Consider the following 24,436-nt stretch of genomic DNA (forward strand, 5'->3'; position numbering starts at 1 on the left):
TTTGCGCATCGGTGATGTCGTGCTGGAAATCCACGGTCCTTGCCCACCATGTTCACGGATGGAAAAAATCTTGGGTACGGGTGGGTACAACGCCATGCGAGGTCACGGGGGTTGGTATGCGAGCGTCGCCCAACAGGGGCGCATCGCGGTCGGGGATCAGGTCGCGCCAATGCAGCGCGACCCGAATGAGGTTTAACCAGCGCGCGACTGACGCTTACGCTCGTGTGGGTCAAGGAAACGCTTGCGCAAACGGATAGCGTTTGGCGTGACCTCGACCAGTTCGTCATCGTCGATATAGGCAATCGCCTGCTCTAACGACATGGTGATCGGTGTGGTCAAACGAACCGCTTCGTCAGTACCAGACGCGCGTACGTTGGTCAGCTGCTTGCCCTTCAAAGGGTTCACTTCCAGATCGTTTTCACGGCTGTGTTCGCCGATAATCATGCCCTGATAGACAGCTTCCTGAACACCGATAAAGAACTTACCGCGGTCTTCCAGTTTCCACAGCGCGAACGCCACGGAAGTGCCGTTTTCCATCGAAATCAGAACACCTTGACGACGGCCCTGGATTTTACCCTTGTAAGGTGCCCAGCCGTGGAACAGGCGGTTCAAAACGCCTGTACCGCGTGTGTCGGTCAGGAATTCGCCATGATAGCCGATCAGGCCGCGCGATGGGACAAGTGCAATAATCCGTGTCTTGCCAGCGCCAGCGGGCTTCATCTCCATCAGCTCGCCTTTGCGCGGGCCAGTGATCTTTTCAACGACGGAACCTGTGTATTCGTCATCCACGTCGATTGTGACTTCTTCGATCGGCTCGTTACGGACGCCGTCAATGTCTCTGTAGATCACCTGTGGACGAGAGATTGAAAGCTCGAAGCCTTCGCGGCGCATGTTTTCGATCAAAACGCCCATCTGCAGTTCGCCGCGTCCGGAAACCTCGAATGCGTCGCCGCCTGGTGTGTCGGCAATCTTGATCGCAACGTTAACTTCGGCCTCTTTCATCAAGCGGTCGCGGATAACACGGGACTGCACTTTTTTGCCGTCCTTGCCAGCCAATGGGCTGTCATTGATGCCAAAAGTTACCGTGATTGTTGGCGGGTCAATCGGTTGAGCCGGGATCGCCTCGGTGACGGATAAATCACAGATCGTGTCCGCAACGGTTGCCTTGGTCATACCAGCGAGCGTGACGATATCGCCAGCTTCGGCCACATCGATTGCGGTTTGGGACAGGCCGCGGAACGCCAGAACTTTTGAGACGCGGAACTGTTCGATCTTTTTGCCGTCGCGCGCCAAAGCTTGAACTGTTTCGCCAGCTTTGAGCGAACCAGATTCAACGCGGCCCGTCAGAATGCGGCCAATGAACGGGTCCGCAGAAAGCGTCGTCGCCAACATGCGGAATGGCTCTTTTTTGTGAGCGATCTGTGCTGGGGCAGGTACGTGCACGATGATTTTGTCGAACAGCGCGTCAAGGTTCTCGCGGGACCCTTCGAGTGTTTCGTCACACCAGCCAGAGCGGCCAGAAGCGAACATCGTCGGGAAATCCAGTTGCTCGTCATTGGCTTCCAGTGCTGCGAAGAGGTCGAACACCTCGTCAACCGCGCGGTCAGGTTCGCCGTCTGCTTTGTCGACTTTGTTCACAACAACGATTGGGCGCAGGCCCAGTGCCAGTGCCTTGGAGGTTACGAATTTCGTTTGTGGCATCGCACCTTCAGCTGCATCAACCAACAATACAACGCCATCAACCATGGACAAGATACGTTCAACTTCGCCGCCAAAGTCAGCGTGGCCGGGGGTGTCAACGATGTTGATCCGTGTGCCTTTCCACTCGACAGAGGTACATTTGGCAAGGATCGTGATCCCGCGCTCGCGTTCGATGTCATTGCTGTCCATCGCGCGTTCGGTCGTGGTTTCGTTGTCGCGGTAGACACCGGATTGTTTCAGTAGTTCGTCAACAAGTGTCGTCTTGCCGTGGTCAACGTGCGCGATAATCGCGATATTGCGGATATCCATGGGTTCAGCCTTTTGGGTAAGTTGACGCGCGGATACCGTGCATGCGCAGCAAATGCTAGCCCTTATCGCAAAGGCTTGCGAAACTACCTTGCGATAGTGTCGCTGCGGCGGGTCAGCCTTCATCAAAGGATGACCCGGGAACGCATAACCTAACGCAATTTACATTGCTTTGTTCAAGTTCTCGTCGATCTTTTCCAAAAAGCCCATCGTGGTCAGCCAGCCCTGATCCGGTCCGACCAATAGCGCGAGATCCTTGGTCATGTACCCGCTTTCCACTGTGTCGACGATCACTTTTTCCAATGTATCAGCGAACTTCATCAACTCCGCGTTCTCATCCAGTTTTGCGCGGTGCTTAAGCCCGCCTGTCCATGCAAAAATCGAAGCGATCGAGTTGGTTGACGTCGCTTGCCCCGCTTGATGCTGGCGGTAGTGGCGGGTGACGGTGCCATGTGCCGCCTCTGCCTCGACGATTTTGCCGTCGGGTGTCATCAGTTGCGATGTCATCAGGCCAAGGGAACCGAAGCCCTGTGCCACCGTATCTGATTGAACGTCGCCGTCGTAGTTTTTGCAGGCCCAGACGAATTTGCCGGACCACTTCATTGCGGATGCGACCATGTCGTCGATCAGGCGGTGCTGGTATTCGATGCCTGCTGCGTCAAATTTCTCTTTGAATTCTGCATCAAAGATTTCTTGGAAAAGGTCTTTGAAGCGTCCGTCATATGCTTTGAGGATTGTGTTTTTCGTAGACAGATACACCGGCCAACCAAGGTTCAAGCCATAGTTGAATGACGCACGCGCAAAATCGATGATCGACGCGTCAAGATTATACATACCCATCGCGACACCCGCGCCGGGGCTGTCGAACACTTCGCGTTCAATCACAGCACCGTCTTCGCCGACGAATTTCATCGTCAGTTTACCCGGACCGGGCATCAAGAAATCGGTCGCTTTATATTGGTCCCCAAACGCATGACGCCCAATCACAATCGGATCAGTCCAACCCGGCACAAGGCGTGGGACGTTTTTGCAGATAATAGGAGCGCGGAACACAACCCCACCCAGAATGTTGCGGATCGTGCCATTGGGCGAGCGCCACATTTCTTTCAGCCCGAATTCTTCAACACGGTCTTCATCAGGCGTAATCGTCGCACATTTTACACCAACACCGATTTCTTTGATCTTTTCGGCGGCATCAATGGTGATTTGGTCGTTCGTTTCGTCACGGACTTCCATCGCCAGATCATAATAAAGCAGGTCAACGTCCAGATAAGGCAGGATCAACTTGTCTTTGATGAAATGCCAGATGATCCGCGTCATTTCATCCCCGTCCAGTTCGACGATTGGGTTTGCTACTTTGATCTTGGACATTTTTTGCTCCGCATTTGGTTGTTGGTGGTGCAATAGCGCAAATGAAAGGCATCGCAAAGCATGCATGTCGCAGCGCATGACAGAAAGGGAAATGGTAGGCCCGGAGGGACTCGAACCCCCAACCAAAGCGTTATGAGCGCTCTGCTCTAACCAATTGAGCTACAGGCCCCCTTGGGTATTTGGACTAGCAGACAGGGCAGGGCCGTCAAGCAGGTTTGCGAATGCGGTGATGAATTTGCGTGACGCCCTGTTTCTTTTATAGCAGAGATGCGCTAACGACGCGAAAACCGACAGGAGCTGCCAAGATGACCACAAAGACTGGCCTGACATACGCCGATGCTGGCGTCGATATTGATGCTGGCAATACGCTGGTGGACCGGATCAAACCTGCAGCCAAGCGCACAGCACGCCCCGGTGTGATGGCGGGCCTTGGCGGGTTTGGCGCACTGTTTGATCTTAAAGGTGCGGGATATACTGATCCAGTGCTGGTTGCCGCGACTGACGGTGTTGGCACCAAGCTGCGCATCGCGATTGATACGGGTAATGTTGACACGATCGGGATCGATCTGGTGGCCATGTGCGTCAACGATCTGGTTTGTCAGGGTGCAGAGCCTTTGTTTTTCCTTGATTACTTTGCCACCGGAAAGCTGGAGCTGGATCAAGCGACGCGCATCATCGAAGGTATTGCCGCCGGCTGCGAAGCATCCGGTTGCGCCCTGATCGGTGGTGAAACGGCTGAAATGCCGGGCATGTACCATGATGGCGATTTCGATCTTGCGGGCTTTGCTGTTGGCGCGATGGAACGTGGCACGGATTTGCCTGCCGGCGTTGTGGCGGGTGACGTTTTGCTTGGCTTGGCATCAGACGGTGTGCATTCCAACGGCTATTCGTTGGTGCGCCGCGTTGTTGAAATCTCTGGCCTGTCTTGGGATGACGCTGCACCTTTCGCAGATGCGCCTTTGGGCGAGGCGCTTTTGGCGCCGACGCGTCTTTATGTAAAACAAGCGTTGGCCGCTGTGCGGGCAGGTGGCGTGCATGCGCTGGCCCATATCACCGGTGGTGGTTTGACCGAAAACTTGCCCCGCGTTCTGCCCGAAGGTTTGGGCGCGCAGATTGATCTGAATGCATGGGATTTGCCGCCAGTGTTTCGCTGGCTGGCCGAAACAGGCGGCATGGCCGAGGCAGAGCTGTTGAAAACGTTTAACGCAGGCGTTGGCATGGTGTTGGCCGTTGACGCGAAAGAGGCCGCTGCACTGACCGCACTGTTAGTCGAAGCTGGCGAGACTGTGCATCAACTAGGCACTGTCACGAACGGCGAAGGCGTGCGCTATAGCGGTTCGCTACTGTGACAAAACGCGTCGCCATCCTGATTTCGGGTGGTGGCTCGAACATGGTTTCGTTGGTCAATTCGATGCAGGATGACCATCCGGCGCGTGCTGTTTTGGTTGTGTCGAATGATCCGAACGCAGGTGGGCTGGCAAAGGCGCAAGCGCTTGGTGTTCCAACCGCCTGCATTGACCACAAACCGTTTGGCAAGGACCGCGCAGCATTTGAGGCTGCTTTGCAGAGCGCGTTAGAGGCTGCTGATCCCGACATCATTTGCCTTGCAGGTTTCATGCGGATTCTGACTCCAGACTTTACGGAAAAATGGGAAGGGCGGATGCTGAATATCCACCCTTCGTTGCTGCCCAAGTATAAAGGCCTGCACACCCATGCCCGTGCGCTAGAGGCGGGTGACCCCGAACACGGCTGTTCCGTGCACGAGGTGACAGCCGCTTTGGACGATGGCCCCATCCTTGGACAAGCGCGGCTAAGCGTTCGCCCTGATGACACCGCGGACACACTTGCCGCGCGCCTGCTGCCTTTAGAACATTCGCTTTACCCAGCCGTGTTGCGCCGCTTTGCAGCCGGTGATCGCAGCCGGATTGATCTGCAAGGATAGCGGTACCTTTCCATCGGGCAATCTATCGCTTATCAACATCCAGACGCACGATGCGCATTCAAGATCGACGGAAAACCCATGAAGACTATTACGACGACCGAAGAATTGGCCACATTCTGTCTTGAGGCCGCAAAACGCCCCTATGTGACTGTCGATACCGAATTTCTGCGCGAACGGACGTATTATTCAAAGCTATGTTTGGTGCAATTGGCCTATCAGGATGACGCGGGCGATGACGCCGTGCTTGTTGATCCATTGGCAAGCGGTCTGTCATTGGCCCCGCTGTACGATCTTTTCCAAGATGCCGGTTGCGTCAAAGTGTTCCATGCCGCCCGCCAAGACCTCGAGATTTTCTATGTGGACGCGGGCATTATTCCGGCACCTTTATTCGACACCCAAGTCGCAGCAATGGTTTGCGGTTTTGGCGAACAGGCCGGATACGAGACTTTAGTGCGCAAGATTGCGAAGGCCGATCTGGATAAGTCCTCGCGGTTCACTGATTGGTCACGCCGTCCTTTAACAGAGGCCCAAGCGACTTATGCGGTGGGTGATGTGACGCATCTGCGCGACATTTACGAATACCTGTCGGATCGCTTGGCAAAGTCGGGCCGGACAAAATGGGTGTCCGAAGAAATGGCCGTATTGAACGATCCAGCCACCTATCAAGCTGATCCCGACAATGCATGGAAGCGCGTCAAAACACGCACCCAATCGGGCAAGTTCTTGGCAATCGTGCGCGAATTGGCCCGCTTTCGCGAGGCTTATGCGCAAGACCGCAACATCCCGCGCACCCGTGTTTATAAAGACGATGCATTGGTTGAAATCGCATCAACGAAACCGCAGTCCGAACAAGATCTAGGCCGCTCGCGGTTGCTGCTTCGCGAGGCCCGCAAAGGCGACATCGCAGCAGGGATCATCGCCTCAGTCAAAGCCGGGATTGCGACCAAGTCAGAGGATATGCCGCAGGTCGACAATGCGCGCGCCAAATTGCAGGTGAACCCTGCGTTGGCTGATATGTTGCGTGTACTTCTTAAGGCTAAAACAGACAGTGCCGATGTCGCGCCAAAACTGATTGCATCCGCGTCAGATCTGGACGCACTTGCGGCCGGCGAACGTGATGTGCCTGCCCTTAAGGGGTGGCGCGCTGAAGTGTTCGGCAAAGAAGCGCTAGAACTTTGTGAAGGCCGTGTAGGCTTGGCTGTTAAAGGCCAGAAGGTCGTCACTGTCGCGCTTTGAACTGGACCTATGAAGGGTGCCGCCCTACCTAAGGTGCAGGCCAACAATAGAGAGACGACAATGGCGAACCCTGATTTTGAAGAGCTCGTTGAAACCTTTGAATTCCTGGACGATTGGGAAGACCGCTATCGCCATGTGATCGAAATGGGCAAAGCGATGGACCCTCTCGAGGATGCCTTGCGCGTGCCTGCGACCAAGGTTGACGGCTGCGCCAGTCAGGTTTGGCTTGTGCCAAAAATTGACGATGGCGTTTTCACGTTTCGCGGTGAAAGTGATGCGATGATCGTTCGCGGGCTGATTGCAGTGCTTTTGGCGCTTTATAACGAACAGCCTGTGGCAGAAGTCGTGAAAATCAACGCGATTGCCGAACTTGAACGGTTGGGTCTGAACGACCATTTGTCTGCGCAACGCTCGAACGGGCTGCGGGCGATGGTCGAGCGTATTCAGCAAACGGCTGCTGCTAACGCTTGATTGCTGTCAGGGCAGGCGTCAAATCACCGTATCCAGTAAAGCGCCGTTCGAACGGTAAACCAAGTTTTGTAGCACAGTCTTTGGCCTTTTCAGTCAATGCCGGATCATTGGTTTGTGCTTGATAAACCAGTTTTTCATAGTTGCCGAAATACATATCGCGTAGGTCTGGGTGACGGTCTAAGCCCAACGGCTCCCAGACAAATGCATTGAACTGACGTACTAGAAAATCAGTCAGGTAAAACGCGGTAAACTCATCGCGGTCGGCGAAAGTGTCATTTCCTTCAAAGAATGAATAGCAATGTGGGCCGGCGACCATTCCAATGCCCATCTCTGCACAGGCTGATTGTAGCTGCCCACCGGTCCCACAATCGGCATAAACCACGAAAATTTGGGCATAGGTTTCGCGATATTTCTCAACGGCTTCGCGAATTGCAGGTACGATCTTGTCGGGATGATTATGATAGATCGCAGGCAAGCATTGCAAGTCGAGGTGATCTAGACCGTTGGCAGTCTTGATCGCAATAATCTCGCGGGCCAAGGCACCACAAGCGATCAACAAGACTGATCCGGCGCCTGCAGGGGGCAGTCCGATAGCAGTCAGGGTCGCATCAGCGGTCATTTTGTTTCGGCATCGTTTTTTGATTTGCGATCGGCGTAAACGCGCCACGCGAATGAAATACAAAGTGCAGCCAAGCTAAGCCCGGCCAGCCCCATTGTTGGTGAAACGTCCAACACATCCGTGAACGTAAGCGCGCCGCTAACGGTCACCGCAGCAAGGGTAAAAACAACGGCAATGATTTTCATAAGGTAGTGAAACGGCATGATGTCCTCCTGTTCATCAACAGATAGGTGCACCATGCCGCGATGTTAAGATCAAACGGCTGCGGCACCTTGGTTGTGCTTGCGGGCCATAAAGGTCTTGGCGGTTTCAACAGCCACAGCCGCATCGCGGCAATAAGCATCTGCGCCAATTGCTTTGCCGAACTCTTCGTTCAACGGCGCACCACCGACCAACACGACATAGTCATCGCGCATGCCCTTTTCGATCATCGTGTCGATCACGACTTTCATATAAGGCATTGTAGTCGTCAGCAGGGCTGACATGCCAAGGATGTCCGGCTGCTCTGTTTCCAGCGCTTCAAGGTATGCCTCAACTGCGTTGTTGATGCCAAGGTCGACCACTTCAAAGCCTGCACCTTCCATCATCATCGAAACAAGGTTCTTTCCAATGTCATGGATGTCCCCTTTGACGGTGCCAATGACCATCTTACCAACGCGCGGCGCACCGGTTTCGGCAAGCAGTGGTTTAAGGATGAACATGCCACCCTTCATTGCGTTAGCCGCCAGCAGAACCTCTGGAACGAACAAGATACCGTCGCGGAAGTCATGGCCAACGATCGTCATGCCGCCCACCAAAGCTTCGGTCAGGATGCGGTATGGCGTCCATTCGCGCGATAGAAGGATGTTTACACCTTCCTCGATTTCTTCCTTCATGCCGTCGTATAGGTCATCGAACATTTGCGCGACGAGGTCTTCGTCGTTCAGTTCCGATAGGATGATGTCATCTTGTTCGTCGGACATGGCCAACCCTTTGCATTTTATGTTATTTTATTAGTGCGCCCATTTGCGCGTTTCTACCAGCCGATTTCCGACATTCGCACGAACATCACCGACCTGTCATTGCCTGCGTTCATGAAATGTTCTAATAATCATTATGGATGATCTACCTCCGCAGAAATCTCATCGCGCGATTGGACGTGCGGCAGGCTTGAACCCCGATTTGCGGTTTGACCGTTTTCATGTTGAGGCCGTTGATGACGGGTGGGAGCATGAAGAAGAATTGCCCGTGTTGCGGACAGAAGTCACCGACGAGGTCGCGCGTTCGGTCATATCGCGCAATTCATCGCCCGATTTATCGTTTGACCGGTCGATCAATCCTTACCGCGGGTGTGAACACGGCTGCATTTACTGCTACGCACGACCAAGCCATGCATTCCTGGGTCTGTCGCCCGGATTGGATTTTGAAACGAAACTGATCGCTAAGCCTAACGCAGCAGCGCAGTTGGAAAAAGAGCTTTCCAATCGACGCTATGTGCCAAAGATCATCGCGATTGGGACCAATACGGATGCATATCAGCCAATTGAAAAGAAACGCGAAATTATGCGTGATGTGCTCAAGGTGCTGTCCGCATTCAATCATCCGGTCGGGATTGTCACCAAGGGGACATTGATTGCCCGTGACATTGATATTCTGGCCCAGATGGCTGAAAAAGGTCTCGTGCGTGTCGGCATATCAATCACGACACTGGACCCCAAATTGTCGCGGTTAATGGAACCGCGCGTACCTGCGCCTGCCGCACGATTGCGCATTGTACGGCAGTTGACCGACGCTGGTATTCCTGTGCGTGTGATGGTGTCACCGGTTGTGCCTGCGCTGACGGATCATGAACTTGAAGCGATCTTGGTGGCCGCAAAGGCTGCGGGTGCCGTTGCCGCGTCTTCGATTGTCTTGCGTTTGCCGCGCGAAGTATCCCCGTTGTTTCAGGATTGGTTGGAAACGCACTTCCCTGATCGGGCTGCACGGGTGATGGGCCGCGTGCGCGAATTACACGGGGGACGAGACTATGACCCTAATTTCGGCACGCGCATGGTCGGACAGGGCGCGTGGGCCGACATTTTGCAGCAAAGGTTCAGGCTGGCCGCAGGAAAGCTGGGGTTGGATCGATCACTTCCGCCGCTGCGCACCGATTTGTTCGCAAAGCCGCCACAACCGGGGGATCAGCTTTCACTACTATAACCAGAAACATGGGGGCGCAGTCGGAGCCTCCGGCGGAGGTATTTAGGAACAGAAGAATGTAAAGGTCACCCCGCGCTAACCCTTAGGTCAGGCGGGGCTTCTCCTGTTACGGCCATCGGCTCCTCAGCCTGTTCCGCATCTTTTCGGTAAGGGATAAACATAAAAAAATTGTAAACTTCTTTTGTTCACAAATACCTCTGGGGGCCGCGGCACGCGGTGGGGGCAGCGCCCCCTACGGCTTTACGGCTTTACGGCTTGCGCCGGCGTCCGCGGCGCGGCGACGCGACAGGTCCAGCACCATCGGTGCCATCAGAGGCAGACGAAAAACCACCAAGTGCGTCTGTGATGGTGTCGAGCGAAGGCGGAGCACTTTTTGGTCGTGTCTGAAGCGCCTCGCGCATCGCAACAAGATGTTCCGGTGTGGTGCCACAGCAACCACCGATGATGGTGGCGCCACAATCGCGGGCCAGAACGGCGTAATCAGCCATCAACGCAGGTGTGCCGTCATAGTGGATATGGCCATCGTGGTATTTTGGAATGCCTGCATTCCCCTTTGCGATAATCGGCAAAGTTGCACCTGCTTCGCTAAACCCAAGCACGGTACGCAACAAATCGGATGCGCCAACCCCGCAATTGGCCCCAAATGCGAGCGGTTGATAGCTCAGCTTTCCAAGACGTTTGACCATCTCGGCCGAGGTGATGCCCATCATGGTTCGACCCGCGGTATCAAAGCTCATGGTGCCGCACCATGGCATGTCAGCAAGCGCAAAGGCTTCGGCCGCTGCCGCCAACTCTTCGACCGCACTGATTGTTTCGACCCAAAGAACGTCGACGCCGCCCGCTTTGAGGCCTTCGGCTTGTTCGTGGAACATCTCGACTGCGATCTCGTGCGTTAGGCTGCCCATCGGGGACATAATTTCACCTGTTGGGCCGACCGAACCGGCAACGACGATCGTGCGTCCCGACTGATCCGCAACTGCGCGCCCCAGTTCAGCGGCGGCCTTGTTCAGTTCATGCACGCGGTCTTGGGCGTTGTGCAGTTTCAAGCGCGATGCATTGCCGCCAAAGCTGTTGGTCAGGAAAATATCGCTGCCCGCGTCGGCGGCACCTTTGTAGAGGGCTGTGATTTTTGCAGTTTCTTCGACATTCCACATTTCGGGCGCGTCACCGGACATGAGCCCCATATTAAACAGGTTCGTGCCGGTCGCACCGTCCGCCATCAGCCAATCGCGGGTTTCGAGCAGTTTGGAAAGGGCGTTGGTCATCGGGCGGAATGCTCCAGTTAGGTCCAAGTCTGCGGTCGCATAGGGCGCAGCCGAGGGCAAATGCAAATCTTGCATAGTCATTATGAATAAAACAACAAAACCGCGCCATTGCGGCGCGGTTCTGGCTTTATCGAAACTTTATTGGTGAATCGTTGTCTAGACTTCGTTCATCAACTGCGTTTTGGCTACAGCCATGAGTTCCGCCATTTTTGTGCGGATTGTTGCTTCATCTGCTTTGTCGCCCAGATCGCCGGACACCTTGCGGTAGACGTCTTCATGACCTGCCTCTTCGAAATCGGACTTAATGACTTCTTTGGCATATTCGGCGGCTTCTTCGGCTGATTTGCCCATCAGTTCGGCGGCCCACAAGCCAAGCAGTTTGTTGCGGCGGGCGTCTGCCTTGAATTGCATTTCTGCATCGTGGGCGAATTTGTTTTCGAAGGCGTTTTCGCGGTCGTCAAAGGTGCTCATGGTTTTGGCCTCGTGATTAGCAATGCGGTTGCTATAGATATGCCCCTGCTGGCGCTTGCCTGCAAGGGGGGCATGCACTATCAGGCGGATAAGACGCAATCCGCGCGAGCTGCGCACAAGCGCAAAGGGGTTACGATGGCACGCCGAAAAAAGATCTACGAAGGCAAAGCAAAGATACTTTATGAAGGTCCTGAGCCGGGGACGTTGGTTCAGTATTTTAAAGACGATGCGACCGCATTCAATGCGGAGAAAAAAGCGGTGATCGAGGGAAAAGGCGTGTTGAATAACCGCCTGTCCGAGTTCTTTATGACGGGTTTGGCCCAAATCGGCATCCCGACGCATTTTATCAAACGTTTGAATATGCGCGAGCAGCTGATCCGTCAGGTCGAGATTATTCCACTCGAGGTTATCGTGCGCAACTTTGCCGCGGGCACTATGGCCAAGCGTATGGGCATGGAAGAGGGCACAGCTTTGCCGCGTCCAATTGTCGAGTTCTCGTACAAAGACGACAGCCTTGGCGATCCGCTGGTCCCAGAGGAATATATCATCGCTTTCGGATGGGCCACACAGCAAGAGATGGACGATATCGTCAGCCTTGCTTTGCGCGTCAATGACTGGATGTCAGGTGTGATGCACGGTGTCGGTATCAAACTGATTGATTTCAAGATCGAAGTTGGCCGTGTTTGGGATAATGAGTTTCCACGCCTGATGCTTGCTGATGAAATCAGTCCCGACAGCTGTCGTTTGTGGGACAAGGAAACAGGTCGCAAGCTTGATAAAGACGTGTTCCGCCGCGATCTAGGTAATCTGACAGACGCCTATACCGAAGTGGCAAAGCGTCTTGGGGTGATGCCTTCGAATGTGACCCACACAGGCGGCAAGCCTACGTTGATTAATTGAGTATTTAAGACAAAGCGAGAGTTGAAGGACAAAGCCTATGAAAGCCCGCGTACATGTGATGTTGAAGAATGGTGTTCTGGATCCACAAGGCGAGGCCGTGCGCCACGCGCTTGGGTCGCTTGGGTTTGAAGGTGTGTCTGGCGTGCGCCAAGGCAAAGTGATCGAGCTGGATTTGGCGGATGGGACGTCCGAGGCGACAATCACTCAGATGTGCGAAAAGCTGCTCGCGAACACCGTGATCGAAAGCTACAAGGTCGAGGTTCTGTAATGCGGGCTGCGGTTGTCGTTTTTCCTGGATCAAACTGCGACCGTGATATGGCTGTCGCTTTGAAAGCTGCGGGCGCTGATGTGACGATGGTTTGGCACAAAGACGCAAGTTTGCCTGATGGTGTTGATCTTGTTGCAGTGCCCGGCGGGTTTTCTTTTGGGGATTACCTGCGCTGCGGCGCGATTGCTGCGCAGTCCCCGATTTGCCATGCAGTGGTGGCGCATGCCAACCGCGGTGGCTATGTTTTGGGTGTCTGCAATGGCTTTCAGGTTTTGACTGAAACGGGGCTTTTGCCTGGCGCATTGATGCGTAATTCCGGATTGAAGTTCATCTGTAAAGCTGTTGATTTAAAAGTAGAAACATCCGATTCTGCTTTCACTGAAGGGTATAACGCTGGCGATATTGTTGCCTATCCCGTGGCCCATCATGATGGCAACTACACGGTTGATGATGACACGCTGTCGCAATTGCGCGATGCCAATAGGATCGCATTCACCTATTGTGAGAACCTCAACGGGTCTGTTGCAGATATTGCGGGTGTCCTGTCCGAAAATCGCCGCGTTCTAGGCATGATGCCCCATCCAGAGCGGGCAGTGGATACGGGGCATGGTGGCACCGACGGGCAGGCGCTTTTCCGCGGGCTTTTGGCGCAATTTGCGACTGCATAGCGTGGTTGCTTGCCGCAAGGCATGTTGCCCAATAGACTGCCGTCATGTTTACGTCTGGTAAATCGATGCGCGGGCGCTGGTATATGCGCCTTGCAGTTATGGTGATTTGCGCCTTTGGTGTGATTACTATTTTCGTGTCCAACCAATACCTGACCCAACGTTTTACAGAGACAATCAGTAGCCGATCGGAGGTGCGTCTTGCGCTTTACGTGACGAACTTGATGTCGGAGTTACAGCGGAATTCTGTTGTTCCGCAGTTGTTGGCTCGCGATCCAGAGCTGATCAAGGCCTTGGAAGATAAGGACTATTCCGGATCAACCGCGCGTTTGTTGTCCTTTGTTGATGAAATCGGCGCGGCCTCGCTGATGCTGCTCGACCGCGACGGGCGCGCTGTTGCGGCCACTGATCGCGACATGATCGGGCAAAATCACCGCTCAACGCCCTATTTTACAGATGCGCTCCGATTGAATCAGACAATCTATACGACCTATGAAAACGCGGAGGGCGGGTTTGATTTTGTCTATTCGCGGCGTGTTCAAGTGGCTGGACAGTTGCGCGGCGTGATCATGGTCAAGGTCGATGCACCGCGTATCGAAGCCGGCTGGGTCGGGGTGTCGGATGCCGTTTTGGTCACTGATCGCGAAGGCCTAATCGTGATGGCAACAGAGCCGCTCTGGCGGGGCTTGAACGAACAAGAAGCTTTGGCGCGCCAGTCCGCGCCTTCCGCAATTGAGCGTGCGATCCGATTCACCCAAGGGTGGGCAGCACTGCCCGTTGATGCATATTTGCGCGGCGAGGCGGTCTTGAGGCGCGCTATGCAAGTGCCGCATCAAGGCTGGCAGATGGTCAGCTTTACGACCTATGCATCAGTACGCGAACGGGTGAATGGCATCCTTGCGTTGCAAGCGATGGGATTCGCAATTCTGCTGACCCTGATCTTTTGGTCGATGTCTCGCAAAACCGCATCGCGGCTGATCTTCTTTCAACGCGAGTCAGCAGAGTTGCGCGCACTCAATCGGCGCTTGCAGCGGGAAATCGCCGAACGCGAAAAGGTCGAAAAGACCCTCGAAGTCGCTGAACAGACCATTGCACAATCCTCAAAGCTTGCCGCTTTAGGCGAGATGTCAGCAGCCGTCAGTCACGAGTTGAACCAGCCCTTGGCGGCGATGAAAACCTACCTTGCTGGTGCACGTTTATTGCTGCAGCGCGAACGCCCCGAAGAGGCGTTGTCTTCGTTCCAGCGGATTGATGATTTGCTGGAAAGAATGGGCGCGCTGACGCGTCAACTCAAGTCCTACGCACGCAAGGGAGCAGAGGCGTTTGAGCCAATAGATACAAGGGCTGCGGTATCAACTGCCTTGGCTTTGATGGAGCCGCAGCTCAAGACACGTTCGGTCAACATCATTCGCACATTGCCCAATGAACCGGTGATGGTTTTAGGGGATCGGCTCCGCCTTGAGCAGGTCATTATTAACCTGCTGCGCAATGCGCTGGATGCAACCAAGAATGCGACAAATCCAACCATCGAAATCCTGCTGGTAGCTGGCGATGTCATCAGCATCCAAATTCGTGACAATGGCGACGGGATCGTCAATCTGGACGAGTTATTCGAGCCGTTTTACACGACAAAACAACCTGGTGATGGGGTCGGTCTGGGTCTTGCTATCTCGTCTGGCATCGTCAACGATTTGGGCGGGCGTCTCACCGCGCGAAACGCGGTTGATGGCGGGGCTATATTCGAGGTGCAACTGCCAGCTATCAGGCAGGATGCTGCCGCGGCAGAGTAAGGAAAAGACCATGACCAAAGCTATGAAAATTGCGATTGTCGATGATGAGAAAGATATGCGGCAGTCGATCTCGCAATGGTTGGCATTGTCAGGCTTCGACACGGAAACCTTTGCGTCGGCAGAGGACGCGCTGAAGGGTGTCGGCAATGATTATCCGGGGATTGTCGTGAGTGACGTCAAAATGCCGGGCATGGATGGCATGCAGTTTTTGAAAAAACTCAAAGGCGTGGACAACGGATTGCCTGTGATCATGATCACAGGCCACGGCGACGTGCCCATGGCGGTTGAAGCGATGCGCGTTGGCGCATTTGATTTCCTGGAAAAACCGTTCAATCCGGACCGCATGACCGAATTGGCCAAAAGGGCCACACAAGCGCGCCGGTTGACCCTTGATAACCGCGCACTGCGCAAAGAGTTGTCTGACGGTAGCGCATTGATCAAAAAGCTGATTGGCAAGTCAGCGCCGATGGAGCGTCTGAAAGAGGACATTCTTGATCTGGGGCAGGCGGATGGCCACGTCCTGATTGAAGGGGAAACAGGGACCGGTAAAACGCTTGTTGCCCACGCTCTTCATGCCGTTGGTGCGCGGGCGAACAAGAAATTCGTATTGCTCAGTTGTTCAGCGTTTGACGAAGAAACACTGGGCCGGATGGTGTTTGGCCCCGCCCGCGATGACGAGCCGACACCCGCCATTGTAGAGGCCCGGGGCGGCACACTGGTGCTTGAAGATATCGAAGCGCTAAGCCATGCAATGCAAGCGCGTTTGCTGACAGCCATCAATGACCAATGCATCCCGGCCGAGACGCGCATCGTGGCAATTTGTAATCTGCAGGAACAAGATAAAACCTGTGAAAGCGTGCTGCGCCCTGATCTTTTCTACCGTTTGGCAGCTTTGCGGATCAACGTGCCGCCATTGCGTCAGCGCGGCGAGGATATCCTTGCGCTGTTTACACGTTTGGGTGAACAATTCGCCGATGAATACGGGTGTGATGCGCCCCATATTAGCGCGCAAGAAGCTGCACAGTTGTTGCAAGCACCTTGGCCAGGCAACGTGCGTCAATTGATCAATGTTGCTGAACGGGCGGTGCTGCAAAATAGGCGGGGAACGGGATCGATTGCGTCGCTGTTGATGGCGGACACCGAAGAGCTTAAGCCTGCCATGACCACTGAAGGTAAGCCCTTGAAGGAGTTTGTAGAGGCCTTCGAGAGAATGCTGATCGACAACACAATGCGCCGCCACAAGGGGTCTATCGTGTCGGTGATGGATGAGCTTTGCTTGCCGCGCCGGACCCTCAATGAAAAGATGGCAAAATACGGTTTGCAACGGTCGGACTATCTGTAGTCCTGCTAATGTGGTGCAAAAAGAGGCGCTTTGTTTGCAACCACTTGTGCAAGAGCCCCTTTCACCCTTATGTATGGGATACGATTGCTCGTGCTTCGGTTGCGCGGTGACAGTCGTTAGAGATTCTCTGTCTTACCTTTGATCTGATATCATGGGAAAGACAGCTGATTTGATCCTTCGGGATTAGAAGAACGCCCTTGGTCGCGCGATAGAACGCCGACCGGGCCATGAATGGGCACTGGTTTTCCCGGTGTCGGAGAAGCAACGCGATGAAACGCGCGCAAAACATGAGGCAAAGCACAGCCACCCTAAGGGGTGCTGGAACTGCCCGCGCACAAATCGCCTTAATTAGACATATAACACGGACAACAGCGCCCCCCGGGGCGCCACCGCGGTTATGTGCGAACGGAAAAAATGCCAAAGAAAATGTTAATCGATGCCACGCACGCGGAAGAAACGCGCGTTGTTGTGGTCGACGGGAACAAAGTCGAAGAGTTTGATTTTGAAAGCCAATTCAAACGCCAAGTAGCTGGAAACATCTACCTCGCAAAAGTAACACGGGTCGAACCATCACTGCAGGCCGCATTTGTAGACTATGGCGGCAATCGTCATGGTTTCCTCGCGTTCTCGGAAATTCACCCTGATTACTATCAAATTCCAATCGCGGATCGCGAAGCCCTGATCGCTGAAGAAAAGGCCTATGCCGATGCGATGAAAGCCGAGGCAGACGCCGAGGCCGAGAAGGACGAAAAGCCTGCGCCAAAGCGCCGCCGCCGTAGCCGCGCCAAAGCCGCTGATGTAACAACTGATGATGCGGTCGTTACTGGCGACGTTGAAACGTCAGAGGAAGAAACCTCTGGCGATATCGCTGGCATGGAAATGATTGATCTTGACGACAGCATCGAAGGCAGTTCGCCGATGGAGCTGGTCGCCGAGACGCCAGTCGAAACGCCTGCTGCTGGTGATGATGACACATCTGATGACGAAACCGACGATGACGCCCAAATGGCCGATCCGCGCAGCAAAGATGACAGCATCGAAAGTGTCGCAGATGAAGATGACACAGACGATGTGCGCCCTGTGCGCAAACCGCGCCCCAAGCGGTACAAAATCCAAGAAGTCGTCAAGGTGCGCCAAATCCTTCTGATTCAGGTCGTAAAAGAAGAACGCGGCAACAAGGGTGCAGCCCTTACCACATATCTGTCGCTTGCTGGCCGTTACTGTGTTTTGATGCCAAATACGGCCCGTGGTGGTGGCATTAGCCGCAAGATCACCAATGCCCCAGACCGCAAAAAGCTTAAAGAAATTGCAAGCTCAATGACCGTGCCAGAGGGTGCAGGTCTGATTATCCGCACAGCCGGATCGCAGCGCACTAAAGCAGAGATCAAGCGCGACTATGAGTACCTGCAACGGATGTGGGAGCAAATCCGCGAGTTGACGCTGAAATCATCGGCGCCTGCTAAAATTTACGAAGAAGGCGATCTGATCAAACGGTCGATCCGCGATCTTTACTCCAAAGAGATCGACGAGGTGATTGTTGCTGGCGAGGCGGGCTACCGCACGGCCAAGGACTTCATGAAGATGATCATGCCGTCGCACGCCAAGAACGTGAAATACTATACAGAGCAGATGCCGCTTTATGCCCGTTATCAAGTCGAAGGGTATTTGAACGGCATGTTCAACCCGACGGTGCAGTTGCCTTCTGGTGGCTATCTTGTGATTGGCATTACCGAAGCGCTGGTTGCGATTGACGTCAACTCTGGTCGTGCGACCAAGGAAAGCTCGATCGAGCAGACAGCGTTGAAAACCAACCTTGAGGCGGCAGACGAAGTGGCCCGTCAGTTGCGCTTGCGTGATCTTGCTGGCCTGATCGTGATCGACTTTATCGACATGGACGAGCGTCGCAACAATGCGTCGGTTGAAAAGCGTTTCAAAGACAAGCTTAGGACGGATCGCGCGCGAATTCAGGTCGGCCGGATTTCTGGCTTTGGCTTGATGGAGATGTCGCGTCAGCGTCTGCGCCCGGGCATGCTCGAGGCGACGACACAGATGTGTTCGCATTGTCACGGCACTGGTTTGTTGCGGTCGGATGACAACGTGACTTTGTCGATTTTGCGTGCTCTGGAAGAAGAAGGCGTGCGCGGCCGCTCGAAAGAGGTGCTGATCAAAGCGCCGATTTCGATTGCGAATGCATTGATGAACAGTAAACGTGAACATATCGCAGATATCGAAGCGCGTTATGGCATGTCCGTGCGGATCGAATGTGATCCAACGCTTGTGTCGCCCGATTATGCGATTGAAAAGTTCAAGACTGCGACGCGGGTCGTCCCCGATGCGGCACCTGTTGTGGCTTCTGTCGTTATGATGGACGATGATGTCGACGATAACACTGGCGTCATTATCGATAGTGATGACGAGGTCGAAGAAGCCTCGGTTACGACCGCTGAAGCCCCAGAAAACGCCGCTGCTGATGATGAAGATCGGCCAAAGCGCAAGCGTCGTCGGCGTCGTCGTCGTCGGGGTGGTGCAAATCGCGATGGCGACGGTCAACAATCCGAGAATGGCGAAGCTGAAGAAGGTGCCGCAGAAAATACAGACGCCGCGCCAGAAGTAGCCGCCGTTTCGGATGCTGAAGCACCTGCTGCCGAAGAAAAGCCTAAGCGCACACGCAACCGCCGCCGCAAGGCCGATCCTGCGCCTGACGCAGAGGCAGCACCTGTAGCCGAAGCTGAGGCCGCTCCTGTCGAAACGCCAGAGGCAGAGGAAAAACCTGCGCCTAAAAAGCGTGTTCGCCGCAAGAAGGCAGAGCCTGCAGCAGAAGACGCGGGACCGACCGATGCGACAGCAACCGAAGCCGTCGAGGTACCAGTGGCCGAAGAAAAGCCCAAGCCAAAGCGCAAAAGCCGTGCCAAGCCAAAGACCGAAGCCGCACCTGCCGCTGAAGTAGCACCTGAACCTGCGCCTGTTACTGCAGAGCCTGCAGCTGCGGAACCAGCTCCGGCACGTGAACCTGAACCTAAACCGGCTCCGGCTCCAACGCCCGAGGCAGAAGCAGAACCTGAATCCGACAAGCCCAAGCGCAAGGGCTGGTGGTCTCTCGGTCGCTAATGGCGGGAAGTGTCGTCATCACGGGGGGCTGCGGCTTTCTTGGCGCGGCACTTGCGAAAAAGATCCGTGAAAACGGTGTGACGCTGCCCAGTGGGCAGCGTCTTTCCAATCCTAAACTGCATTTATGGGACCGCGCTGGTTCTTTTGTTCCCGTGATCGAAAACACACGCTTTACGGCGATTGATATCGCCGATGCTAGTGCTGTGCGTGCGCAGATGCCTGATGATGTTGTTTTGGTTTATCACCTTGCCGCAGTTGTCAGCGGGCAGGCAGAGGCTGATTATGAACTGGGGATGCGGGTCAATCTAGGTGGCACAACGGCTGTACTAGAAGCCGCAAAGGATACCGCACCGGGCGTGTCGGTGATTGGCACGTCTTCATTGGCGGTCTATGGCGGTAACCCCACAGAACCTTTGACAGAAGCGACCCAAATCCAGCCGCAAAATACTTACGGCGTGACCAAGGCTATGGCGGAATTGGTCATGGCTGATTACCGCAGACGCGGGTGGGCTGATGCGCGCACTTTGCGTTTGCCAACTGTCACTGTGCGACCAGGCAAGCCGAATGCGGCGGCGTCATCATTTGCGTCGTCGATCATGCGTGAACCGCTTGCGGGCTTGCCGGCGATTTGTCCGGTTGATCCGGAAATGGCGATGTGGGTCACGTCACCTGAGGCGGCAGTCAATGCCCTGTGGCATGCGCCATCGGTGCCGATTACGAATTGGCCATCTTATGGCGCGGTCAATGTGCCGGGCCTGCAAGTCCGCATTGCGGATATGATCGAAGCTTTGCGTGCATATTCTAGTGACGCTGCTGATTTAATAGAAATGACACCCGACGCAAAGATCAAAGCGATCGTTGGCACGTGGCCCACGCTTTTTGACACAACGCTGGCAGAAAAACTGGGATTTACGGGTGACGCAAGTTTCGACGCAATCCTAGATCAAGCTTTGCGTATGAAATAGACCTGTGCGGCCCCCAAATCTTGGGTGTCGACCAGCGTGTGGCCTGCTTCATTGCAAAAATGAGGGACGTCAATGATCGCGGCGGGGTCGTCTGCTACAACACGCAAGACCTGACCTGTCTCAAGCGCTTGCAACCGCTTTCGCGCTTTCAAAACTGGCAGAGGGCACAGCAGCCCCTTTGCATCAAGATCAGCATTAAATTCCATGTAATTGAACTAGGTCTGATGTTTCACTTTGTCCACCAACTTGTGACCGTTTGGGCCGTGACCTATTGGTATAGCTGGCTTAGGTAGGACGCGAAGGGAAGACCCATGCTTGATACTGCGCTGATCTTTGATGCTGCTTTGCTGCCCGCGATGGTGATCGCGATGCTTGCCGGTATTTTGTCATTCCTCAGCCCCTGTGTTTTGCCCGTCGTGCCGCCATACTTGGCTTACATGGGCGGTGTGTCGGTCAGTGAAATGGAAGCAGAAGGCAAAGCGCGACGCCGCGTTTTTGTGTCGGCTGTGTTTTTCGTGATGGGTCTTTCAACGGTATTCTTGCTGCTTGGTCTCGCCTTTTCGACGATGGGCCGGATGATGCTGCAGGTCCAAGAGTATTTCATCATTGTTGCTGGTGCGATGGTGATGATCCTTGGCGCGCATTTTGTTGGCGTGTTTCGTATTGGTTTTCTGGACCGGGAATTGCGCGTGGATGCGGGCGACAAAGGTGGCTCAGCCTTTGGCGCTTACCTGCTAGGCCTTGCATTTGCGTTCGGCTGGACGCCTTGCCTTGGCCCAATCTTAGGCGCGATCCTTAGCCTTGCCGCATCAGAGGCCGATGTGGCCCGCGGCACAGTGCTGCTTGCATTCTATGCCTTGGGCCTTGGTATACCGTTTCTGTTGGTTGCTGCGTTCTTTCCACGCCTCAAAGGTGTGATGGGATGGATGAAGCGGAACATGGACCGGATTGAACGCACCTCTGGCCTGCTATTGTGGACCGTTGGCCTCATGATGCTGACCGGACAATTCGCGGCGTTCAGCTATTGGTTGTTGGAACGTTTTCCTGCGCTGGCGCTGGTCGGCTAAACACTTATCCACTAACGTCGCGCAACAGACGCGAAAGAGGCAGGGATGAGCGCAGATTTAACGCGAGTCAAGAACAGACGGGTCTTTCATATTCCCGGCTATGATCCCATCCATCCGCGCCGCTACCGCGAGCTGTACCGCAAAGAAGGCGCTGCACAGGCGCAGATCAGCGGATATCAGATTGGCCTGCAGGCGGCACCGTCGCGTGACACGTTTCGTTGGAACGTGAGTGCCCGCATTGATGATCAAGATGTATCCGCGCAAGTCGATGTCTTGGTCTGGTCCGATATTGTGCGCAGCAGCATGGCGCAGACGATCCCCGCGACGTACCTGCAACTGCTTCAAACCGCTTGGATTTACATTGCGACCGGTACGTTGCGACGCCTGATGTGGATGCGCAAAGGGCCGGTGATTGCGGCTCTCTGTCCGGTGTTGATGCTTTTGGTGCAGTTGGTTTTTGCCTTGTTTGCTGGCTCTTTTATTGGCGGACATATCGGGCGCATATTACACCGCTTCATAGGAACTGAGGACAGTCTGGTTTTCGCGGTTGCAGATTGGGGCATTTGGGCAATCGAATGGGCGCTACTCGCAGTCATAACCGTCACCATTTTGCGGTGGTTCAAATCCATAGATAACAAGCTATTCGCGTATTACCTGATGCATGACTACGCATTCTCGGCGCATTACAAGGGCGCAGTCCCACCCGCACTTGAGGCGCGCATGGCCGAATTTGGCGACTTGATCGTAGAGGCGTTGGCCGAAGATGTTCAAGAAGTATTGGTCGTCGGGCATTCGTCAGGGGCGCATTTAGCTGTCTCGATCCTTGCCGATCTGATCCGCGACGAGAGAGTTCCAAACGACGGGCCAAAGCTCGGGTTTCTGTCGCTAGGTCAGGTCGTGCCGATGGTTTCATTCTTGCCAAAGGCCGATAGGCTGCGGCGTGACTTGGCATTCCTATCCAGGACTTCTGATGTAACTTGGGTGGATGTGACCGCACCGGGTGACGGGTGTTGTTTTGCATTATGTGACCCGGTGGCCGTGTCTGGTGTCGCACCTGATGATAAGCAATGGCCGCTTGTGATCTCTGCGGCATTCACCCAAAGCCTCACGCCTGCGCGCTGGAAAGCACTGCGCTGGCGGTTTTTCCGGCTACATTTTCAATACCTCTGTGCCTTCGATCAGCCCAAGGACTATGACTATTTTCAGATCACAGCGGGCCCAGTCCTGCTGCGGGACCGCTATATGGGGCGCAAGCCGTCAAAATCCCGGATTGATGTGCCAGTGTCCAAATACACGTCGATGAATCCATGATAGACGCCCCAGCGCCACTCCCACCAAAACCTGCAGCGCGGCCTGATAAGGTCTCGCTTTGGCGCTATATGCGGTTGTTTCGAAAAGATATTTTATCGGCACAACCAGCGAAACTGTATCGCGCATGGATGGCGGAATTTCGCACACCGTTCTTTCGCAGCTACCTGATAAATGATCCCAAGTTGATCAAACAGGTCCTGAGTGAAGACCCCGATGCCTTTCCTAAATCGGACCGCATTGGCGCGGGCCTGCGCCCTTTGTTGGGGAACAGTGTTTTTCTGACCAACGGCGAGGTCTGGAAACGTCAGCGCCGGATTATTGATCCCGCATTTGAAGGTGGGCGCCTGCGGGATACTTTTCCGGGGATTTTAGCAGCAGCAGATGCGGGTGTGGCGCGCTTAGAAGCCATGGCAGATGGTACCCCGCAAGAGATTGAGGCAATCACCAGTCATATCGCGGCCGATGTGATTTTCCGCACATTGTTTTCCATCGAAATACAGGATGAAACCGCCCAAGAGGTGTTCCATGCCTTTCGCGCGTATCAGCGCACGCAACCGATCCTGAACTTGGCCGCGTTTGTGCATGGACCTGCATGGATGCCACGTTTTTTCCGCTCTGAAACTCGCCAGACGGCCGCGACGATCCGGCGGTTAATCACAAAACTTACCAAAGACCGCCTCGCAATGATCGCAGCCGGAAATGCGCCTGATGATCTGGCGACCAAAATCCTGACGACCAAAGACCCTGGGACAGGCGAAACCCTGAGCCTTGATGAAATGGTCGATCAGGTCGCGATCTTCTTTTTGGCCGGGCATGAAACCAGCGCGTCAGCCTTGGCATGGGGGCTTTATCTGTTGGCACAAAACCCTGCGTGGCAGGACCGGATCGCGGCCGAGGGGCAGGGCTATGACGGCGCATTTGCGGGATTGTCAGGGTTGAAAGACACGCGTGATGTGTTTCGCGAAACGCTGCGGCTGTATCCGCCTGTGCCAATGATTGTCCGCGAGACGTCAAAGCCCGAGGTCTTTCGGGGACGGGCCGTCAAAATAGGCGCGCAAGTGGTGCTATCGCCTTGGCACTTGCATCGTCACACGCGGCTTTGGGATGAACCTGACGCATTTGATCCAGCACGCTTTGACACCGAGAACGGCAAGGCAGGCTTGCGGGACGCTTACATGCCGTTTTCTGCAGGTCCGCGTATTTGCACAGGTGCCGGTTTTGCATTGATTGAAGGCGTTGTGCTGCTGGCGCGGCTGTTGCGGGCTTATAAGTTCGCAATATCTGATGCGCATGTTCCTGTCCCAGTGGCCCATTTGACCGTACGTGCACGGGATGGAATTTGGTTGCGTATCACCAAGCGCGACTCGTAGTTGGTTTCCATTTGAGAAACAATAATTCGTCTTTGTTGCCAGTGTGTGCAAACTGGATATAGCGATCGTAAGTCAGATTTGAACCGATCA

24 protein-coding genes and 1 tRNA gene are annotated in these 24,436 nt (G+C 54.6%); 16 read left to right on the plus strand and 9 right to left on the minus strand.

Translation table 11 applies throughout. The features are described from left to right. Nucleotides 1–196: MOSC domain-containing protein (locus tag QZ197_RS03660; RefSeq protein ID WP_296430180.1), on the plus strand; the 196-nt coding region annotated here is incomplete at its 5' end. Here the strand turns inward: QZ197_RS03660 and typA are convergent. The 3 genes from typA to QZ197_RS03675 form a co-directional block, all read right to left on the minus strand. Further along, complete coding sequence (gene typA, locus QZ197_RS03665) at nt 193–2,010, minus strand: translational GTPase TypA (RefSeq protein WP_296430181.1); 1,818 nt, start codon at nt 2,008–2,010, stop codon at nt 193–195. The two genes, QZ197_RS03660 and typA, sit on opposite strands and share 4 nt — an antisense overlap. Nucleotides 2,011–2,169: 159 nt before the next feature. Then, nucleotides 2,170–3,378 (minus strand): NADP-dependent isocitrate dehydrogenase, encoded by a 1,209-nt coding sequence (locus tag QZ197_RS03670; protein WP_296430183.1) that lies wholly within the window; start codon nt 3,376–3,378, stop codon nt 2,170–2,172. Between the two features lie 92 nt (nt 3,379–3,470). Beyond that, a tRNA-Ile gene (locus QZ197_RS03675) sits at nt 3,471–3,547 on the minus strand. 136 nt (nt 3,548–3,683) lie between these two features. Here QZ197_RS03675 and purM point away from each other — a divergent pair. From purM to QZ197_RS03695, 4 genes are all read left to right on the plus strand, one after another. Further along, nucleotides 3,684–4,727 (plus strand): phosphoribosylformylglycinamidine cyclo-ligase, encoded by a 1,044-nt coding sequence (gene purM / locus QZ197_RS03680; protein WP_296430185.1) that lies wholly within the window; start codon nt 3,684–3,686, stop codon nt 4,725–4,727. Continuing rightward, on the plus strand, nt 4,724–5,320 hold the full coding sequence (purN, locus tag QZ197_RS03685; RefSeq protein ID WP_296430187.1) for a phosphoribosylglycinamide formyltransferase: 597 nt from the start codon (nt 4,724–4,726) through the stop codon (nt 5,318–5,320). The genes purM and purN overlap by 4 nt, the downstream gene beginning before the upstream one ends. A 78-nt stretch (nt 5,321–5,398) precedes the next feature. Beyond that, nucleotides 5,399–6,556: a ribonuclease D gene (gene rnd / locus QZ197_RS03690; RefSeq protein WP_296430188.1), complete on the plus strand. Its 1,158-nt coding sequence runs from the start codon at nt 5,399–5,401 to the stop codon at nt 6,554–6,556. Between the two features lie 60 nt (nt 6,557–6,616). Then, a complete protein-coding gene (locus tag QZ197_RS03695; RefSeq protein WP_296430235.1) occupies nt 6,617–7,027 on the plus strand; it encodes a SufE family protein in 411 nt (136 codons plus the stop codon). Here QZ197_RS03695 and QZ197_RS03700 read toward each other — a convergent pair. Genes QZ197_RS03700 through QZ197_RS03710 form a run of 3 tightly spaced genes read right to left on the minus strand, consistent with a single transcriptional unit; the run spans nt 7,017 to nt 8,608 of the window. Continuing rightward, nucleotides 7,017–7,646, minus strand: a complete 630-nt coding sequence (locus QZ197_RS03700; protein WP_296430190.1) for a DUF1638 domain-containing protein — start codon at nt 7,644–7,646, stop codon at nt 7,017–7,019. The two genes, QZ197_RS03695 and QZ197_RS03700, sit on opposite strands and share 11 nt — an antisense overlap. Continuing rightward, nucleotides 7,643–7,849: a hypothetical protein gene (locus QZ197_RS03705; RefSeq protein ID WP_296430192.1), complete on the minus strand. Its 207-nt coding sequence runs from the start codon at nt 7,847–7,849 to the stop codon at nt 7,643–7,645. The genes QZ197_RS03700 and QZ197_RS03705 overlap by 4 nt, the downstream gene beginning before the upstream one ends. A gap of 51 nt (nt 7,850–7,900) precedes the next feature. Then, nucleotides 7,901–8,608: a B12-binding domain-containing protein gene (locus tag QZ197_RS03710; RefSeq protein ID WP_296430194.1), complete on the minus strand. Its 708-nt coding sequence runs from the start codon at nt 8,606–8,608 to the stop codon at nt 7,901–7,903. Between the two features lie 133 nt (nt 8,609–8,741). On the opposite strand from QZ197_RS03710, the gene QZ197_RS03715 reads away from it, so the two are divergent. Then, nucleotides 8,742–9,824, plus strand: coding sequence for a PA0069 family radical SAM protein (locus QZ197_RS03715; protein WP_296430196.1), 1,083 nt, complete (start codon nt 8,742–8,744; stop codon nt 9,822–9,824). 248 nt (nt 9,825–10,072) lie between these two features. Here QZ197_RS03715 and bmt read toward each other — a convergent pair whose 3' ends face one another. Together bmt and QZ197_RS03725 are read right to left on the minus strand one after the other, a co-directional pair. Next, a complete protein-coding gene (bmt, locus tag QZ197_RS03720; protein WP_296430198.1) occupies nt 10,073–11,089 on the minus strand; it encodes a betaine--homocysteine S-methyltransferase in 1,017 nt (338 codons plus the stop codon). A gap of 156 nt (nt 11,090–11,245) precedes the next feature. Continuing rightward, nucleotides 11,246–11,560 carry a DUF1476 domain-containing protein gene (locus QZ197_RS03725; RefSeq protein ID WP_296430200.1) on the minus strand — a complete coding sequence of 105 codons (315 nt, stop codon included), beginning with the start codon at nt 11,558–11,560 and terminating at the stop codon, nt 11,246–11,248. 135 nt (nt 11,561–11,695) lie between these two features. Between QZ197_RS03725 and purC the strand changes: the two genes are divergently transcribed. The 7 genes from purC (at nt 11,696) to denD (ending at nt 20,598) form a co-directional block, all read left to right on the plus strand. Further along, nucleotides 11,696–12,460, plus strand: coding sequence for a phosphoribosylaminoimidazolesuccinocarboxamide synthase (gene purC, locus QZ197_RS03730; RefSeq protein ID WP_296430201.1), 765 nt, complete (start codon nt 11,696–11,698; stop codon nt 12,458–12,460). A gap of 37 nt (nt 12,461–12,497) precedes the next feature. Further along, entirely contained in the window at nt 12,498–12,728 is a 231-nt protein-coding gene (gene purS, locus QZ197_RS03735; protein WP_296430202.1) for a phosphoribosylformylglycinamidine synthase subunit PurS, read from the plus strand. Beyond that, nucleotides 12,728–13,396 (plus strand): phosphoribosylformylglycinamidine synthase subunit PurQ, encoded by a 669-nt coding sequence (purQ, locus tag QZ197_RS03740; RefSeq protein WP_296430204.1) that lies wholly within the window; start codon nt 12,728–12,730, stop codon nt 13,394–13,396. The genes purS and purQ overlap by 1 nt, the downstream gene beginning before the upstream one ends. A 44-nt stretch (nt 13,397–13,440) precedes the next feature. Continuing rightward, a complete protein-coding gene (locus QZ197_RS03745; RefSeq protein ID WP_296430206.1) occupies nt 13,441–15,183 on the plus strand; it encodes an ATP-binding protein in 1,743 nt (580 codons plus the stop codon). Nucleotides 15,184–15,193: 10 nt separating this feature from the next. Then, a complete protein-coding gene (locus QZ197_RS03750; protein WP_296430208.1) occupies nt 15,194–16,525 on the plus strand; it encodes a sigma-54 dependent transcriptional regulator in 1,332 nt (443 codons plus the stop codon). Nucleotides 16,526–16,939: 414 nt separating this feature from the next. Further along, complete coding sequence (locus QZ197_RS03755; RefSeq protein ID WP_296430210.1) at nt 16,940–19,633, plus strand: ribonuclease E/G; 2,694 nt, start codon at nt 16,940–16,942, stop codon at nt 19,631–19,633. Further along, the gene (gene denD / locus QZ197_RS03760) at nt 19,633–20,598 is read left to right on the plus strand and encodes a D-erythronate dehydrogenase (protein WP_296430212.1); all 966 of its coding nucleotides are present in this window, start codon (nt 19,633–19,635) and stop codon (nt 20,596–20,598) included. Before QZ197_RS03755 ends, denD begins: the two co-directional genes overlap by 1 nt. On the opposite strand, the gene QZ197_RS03765 is transcribed toward denD, so the two are convergent. Continuing rightward, complete coding sequence (locus QZ197_RS03765) at nt 20,577–20,804, minus strand: sulfurtransferase TusA family protein (protein WP_296430214.1); 228 nt, start codon at nt 20,802–20,804, stop codon at nt 20,577–20,579. The two genes, denD and QZ197_RS03765, sit on opposite strands and share 22 nt — an antisense overlap. 105 nt (nt 20,805–20,909) lie before the next feature. Between QZ197_RS03765 and QZ197_RS03770 the strand changes: the two genes are divergently transcribed. Genes QZ197_RS03770 through QZ197_RS03780 form a run of 3 tightly spaced genes read left to right on the plus strand, consistent with a single transcriptional unit; the run spans nt 20,910 to nt 24,346 of the window. Further along, the gene (locus tag QZ197_RS03770; RefSeq protein ID WP_296430216.1) at nt 20,910–21,665 is read left to right on the plus strand and encodes a cytochrome c biogenesis protein CcdA; all 756 of its coding nucleotides are present in this window, start codon (nt 20,910–20,912) and stop codon (nt 21,663–21,665) included. 45 nt (nt 21,666–21,710) lie between these two features. After that, on the plus strand, nt 21,711–22,976 hold the full coding sequence (locus QZ197_RS03775; RefSeq protein ID WP_296430218.1) for a hypothetical protein: 1,266 nt from the start codon (nt 21,711–21,713) through the stop codon (nt 22,974–22,976). Continuing rightward, nucleotides 22,973–24,346: a cytochrome P450 gene (locus tag QZ197_RS03780; protein ID WP_296430220.1), complete on the plus strand. Its 1,374-nt coding sequence runs from the start codon at nt 22,973–22,975 to the stop codon at nt 24,344–24,346. Before QZ197_RS03775 ends, QZ197_RS03780 begins: the two co-directional genes overlap by 4 nt. Nucleotides 24,347–24,436 lie beyond the last annotated feature (90 nt).

Origin of the sequence: Yoonia sp., assembly GCF_017854415.1 — a bacterium.
Lineage (GTDB): Bacteria > Pseudomonadota > Alphaproteobacteria > Rhodobacterales > Rhodobacteraceae > Yoonia.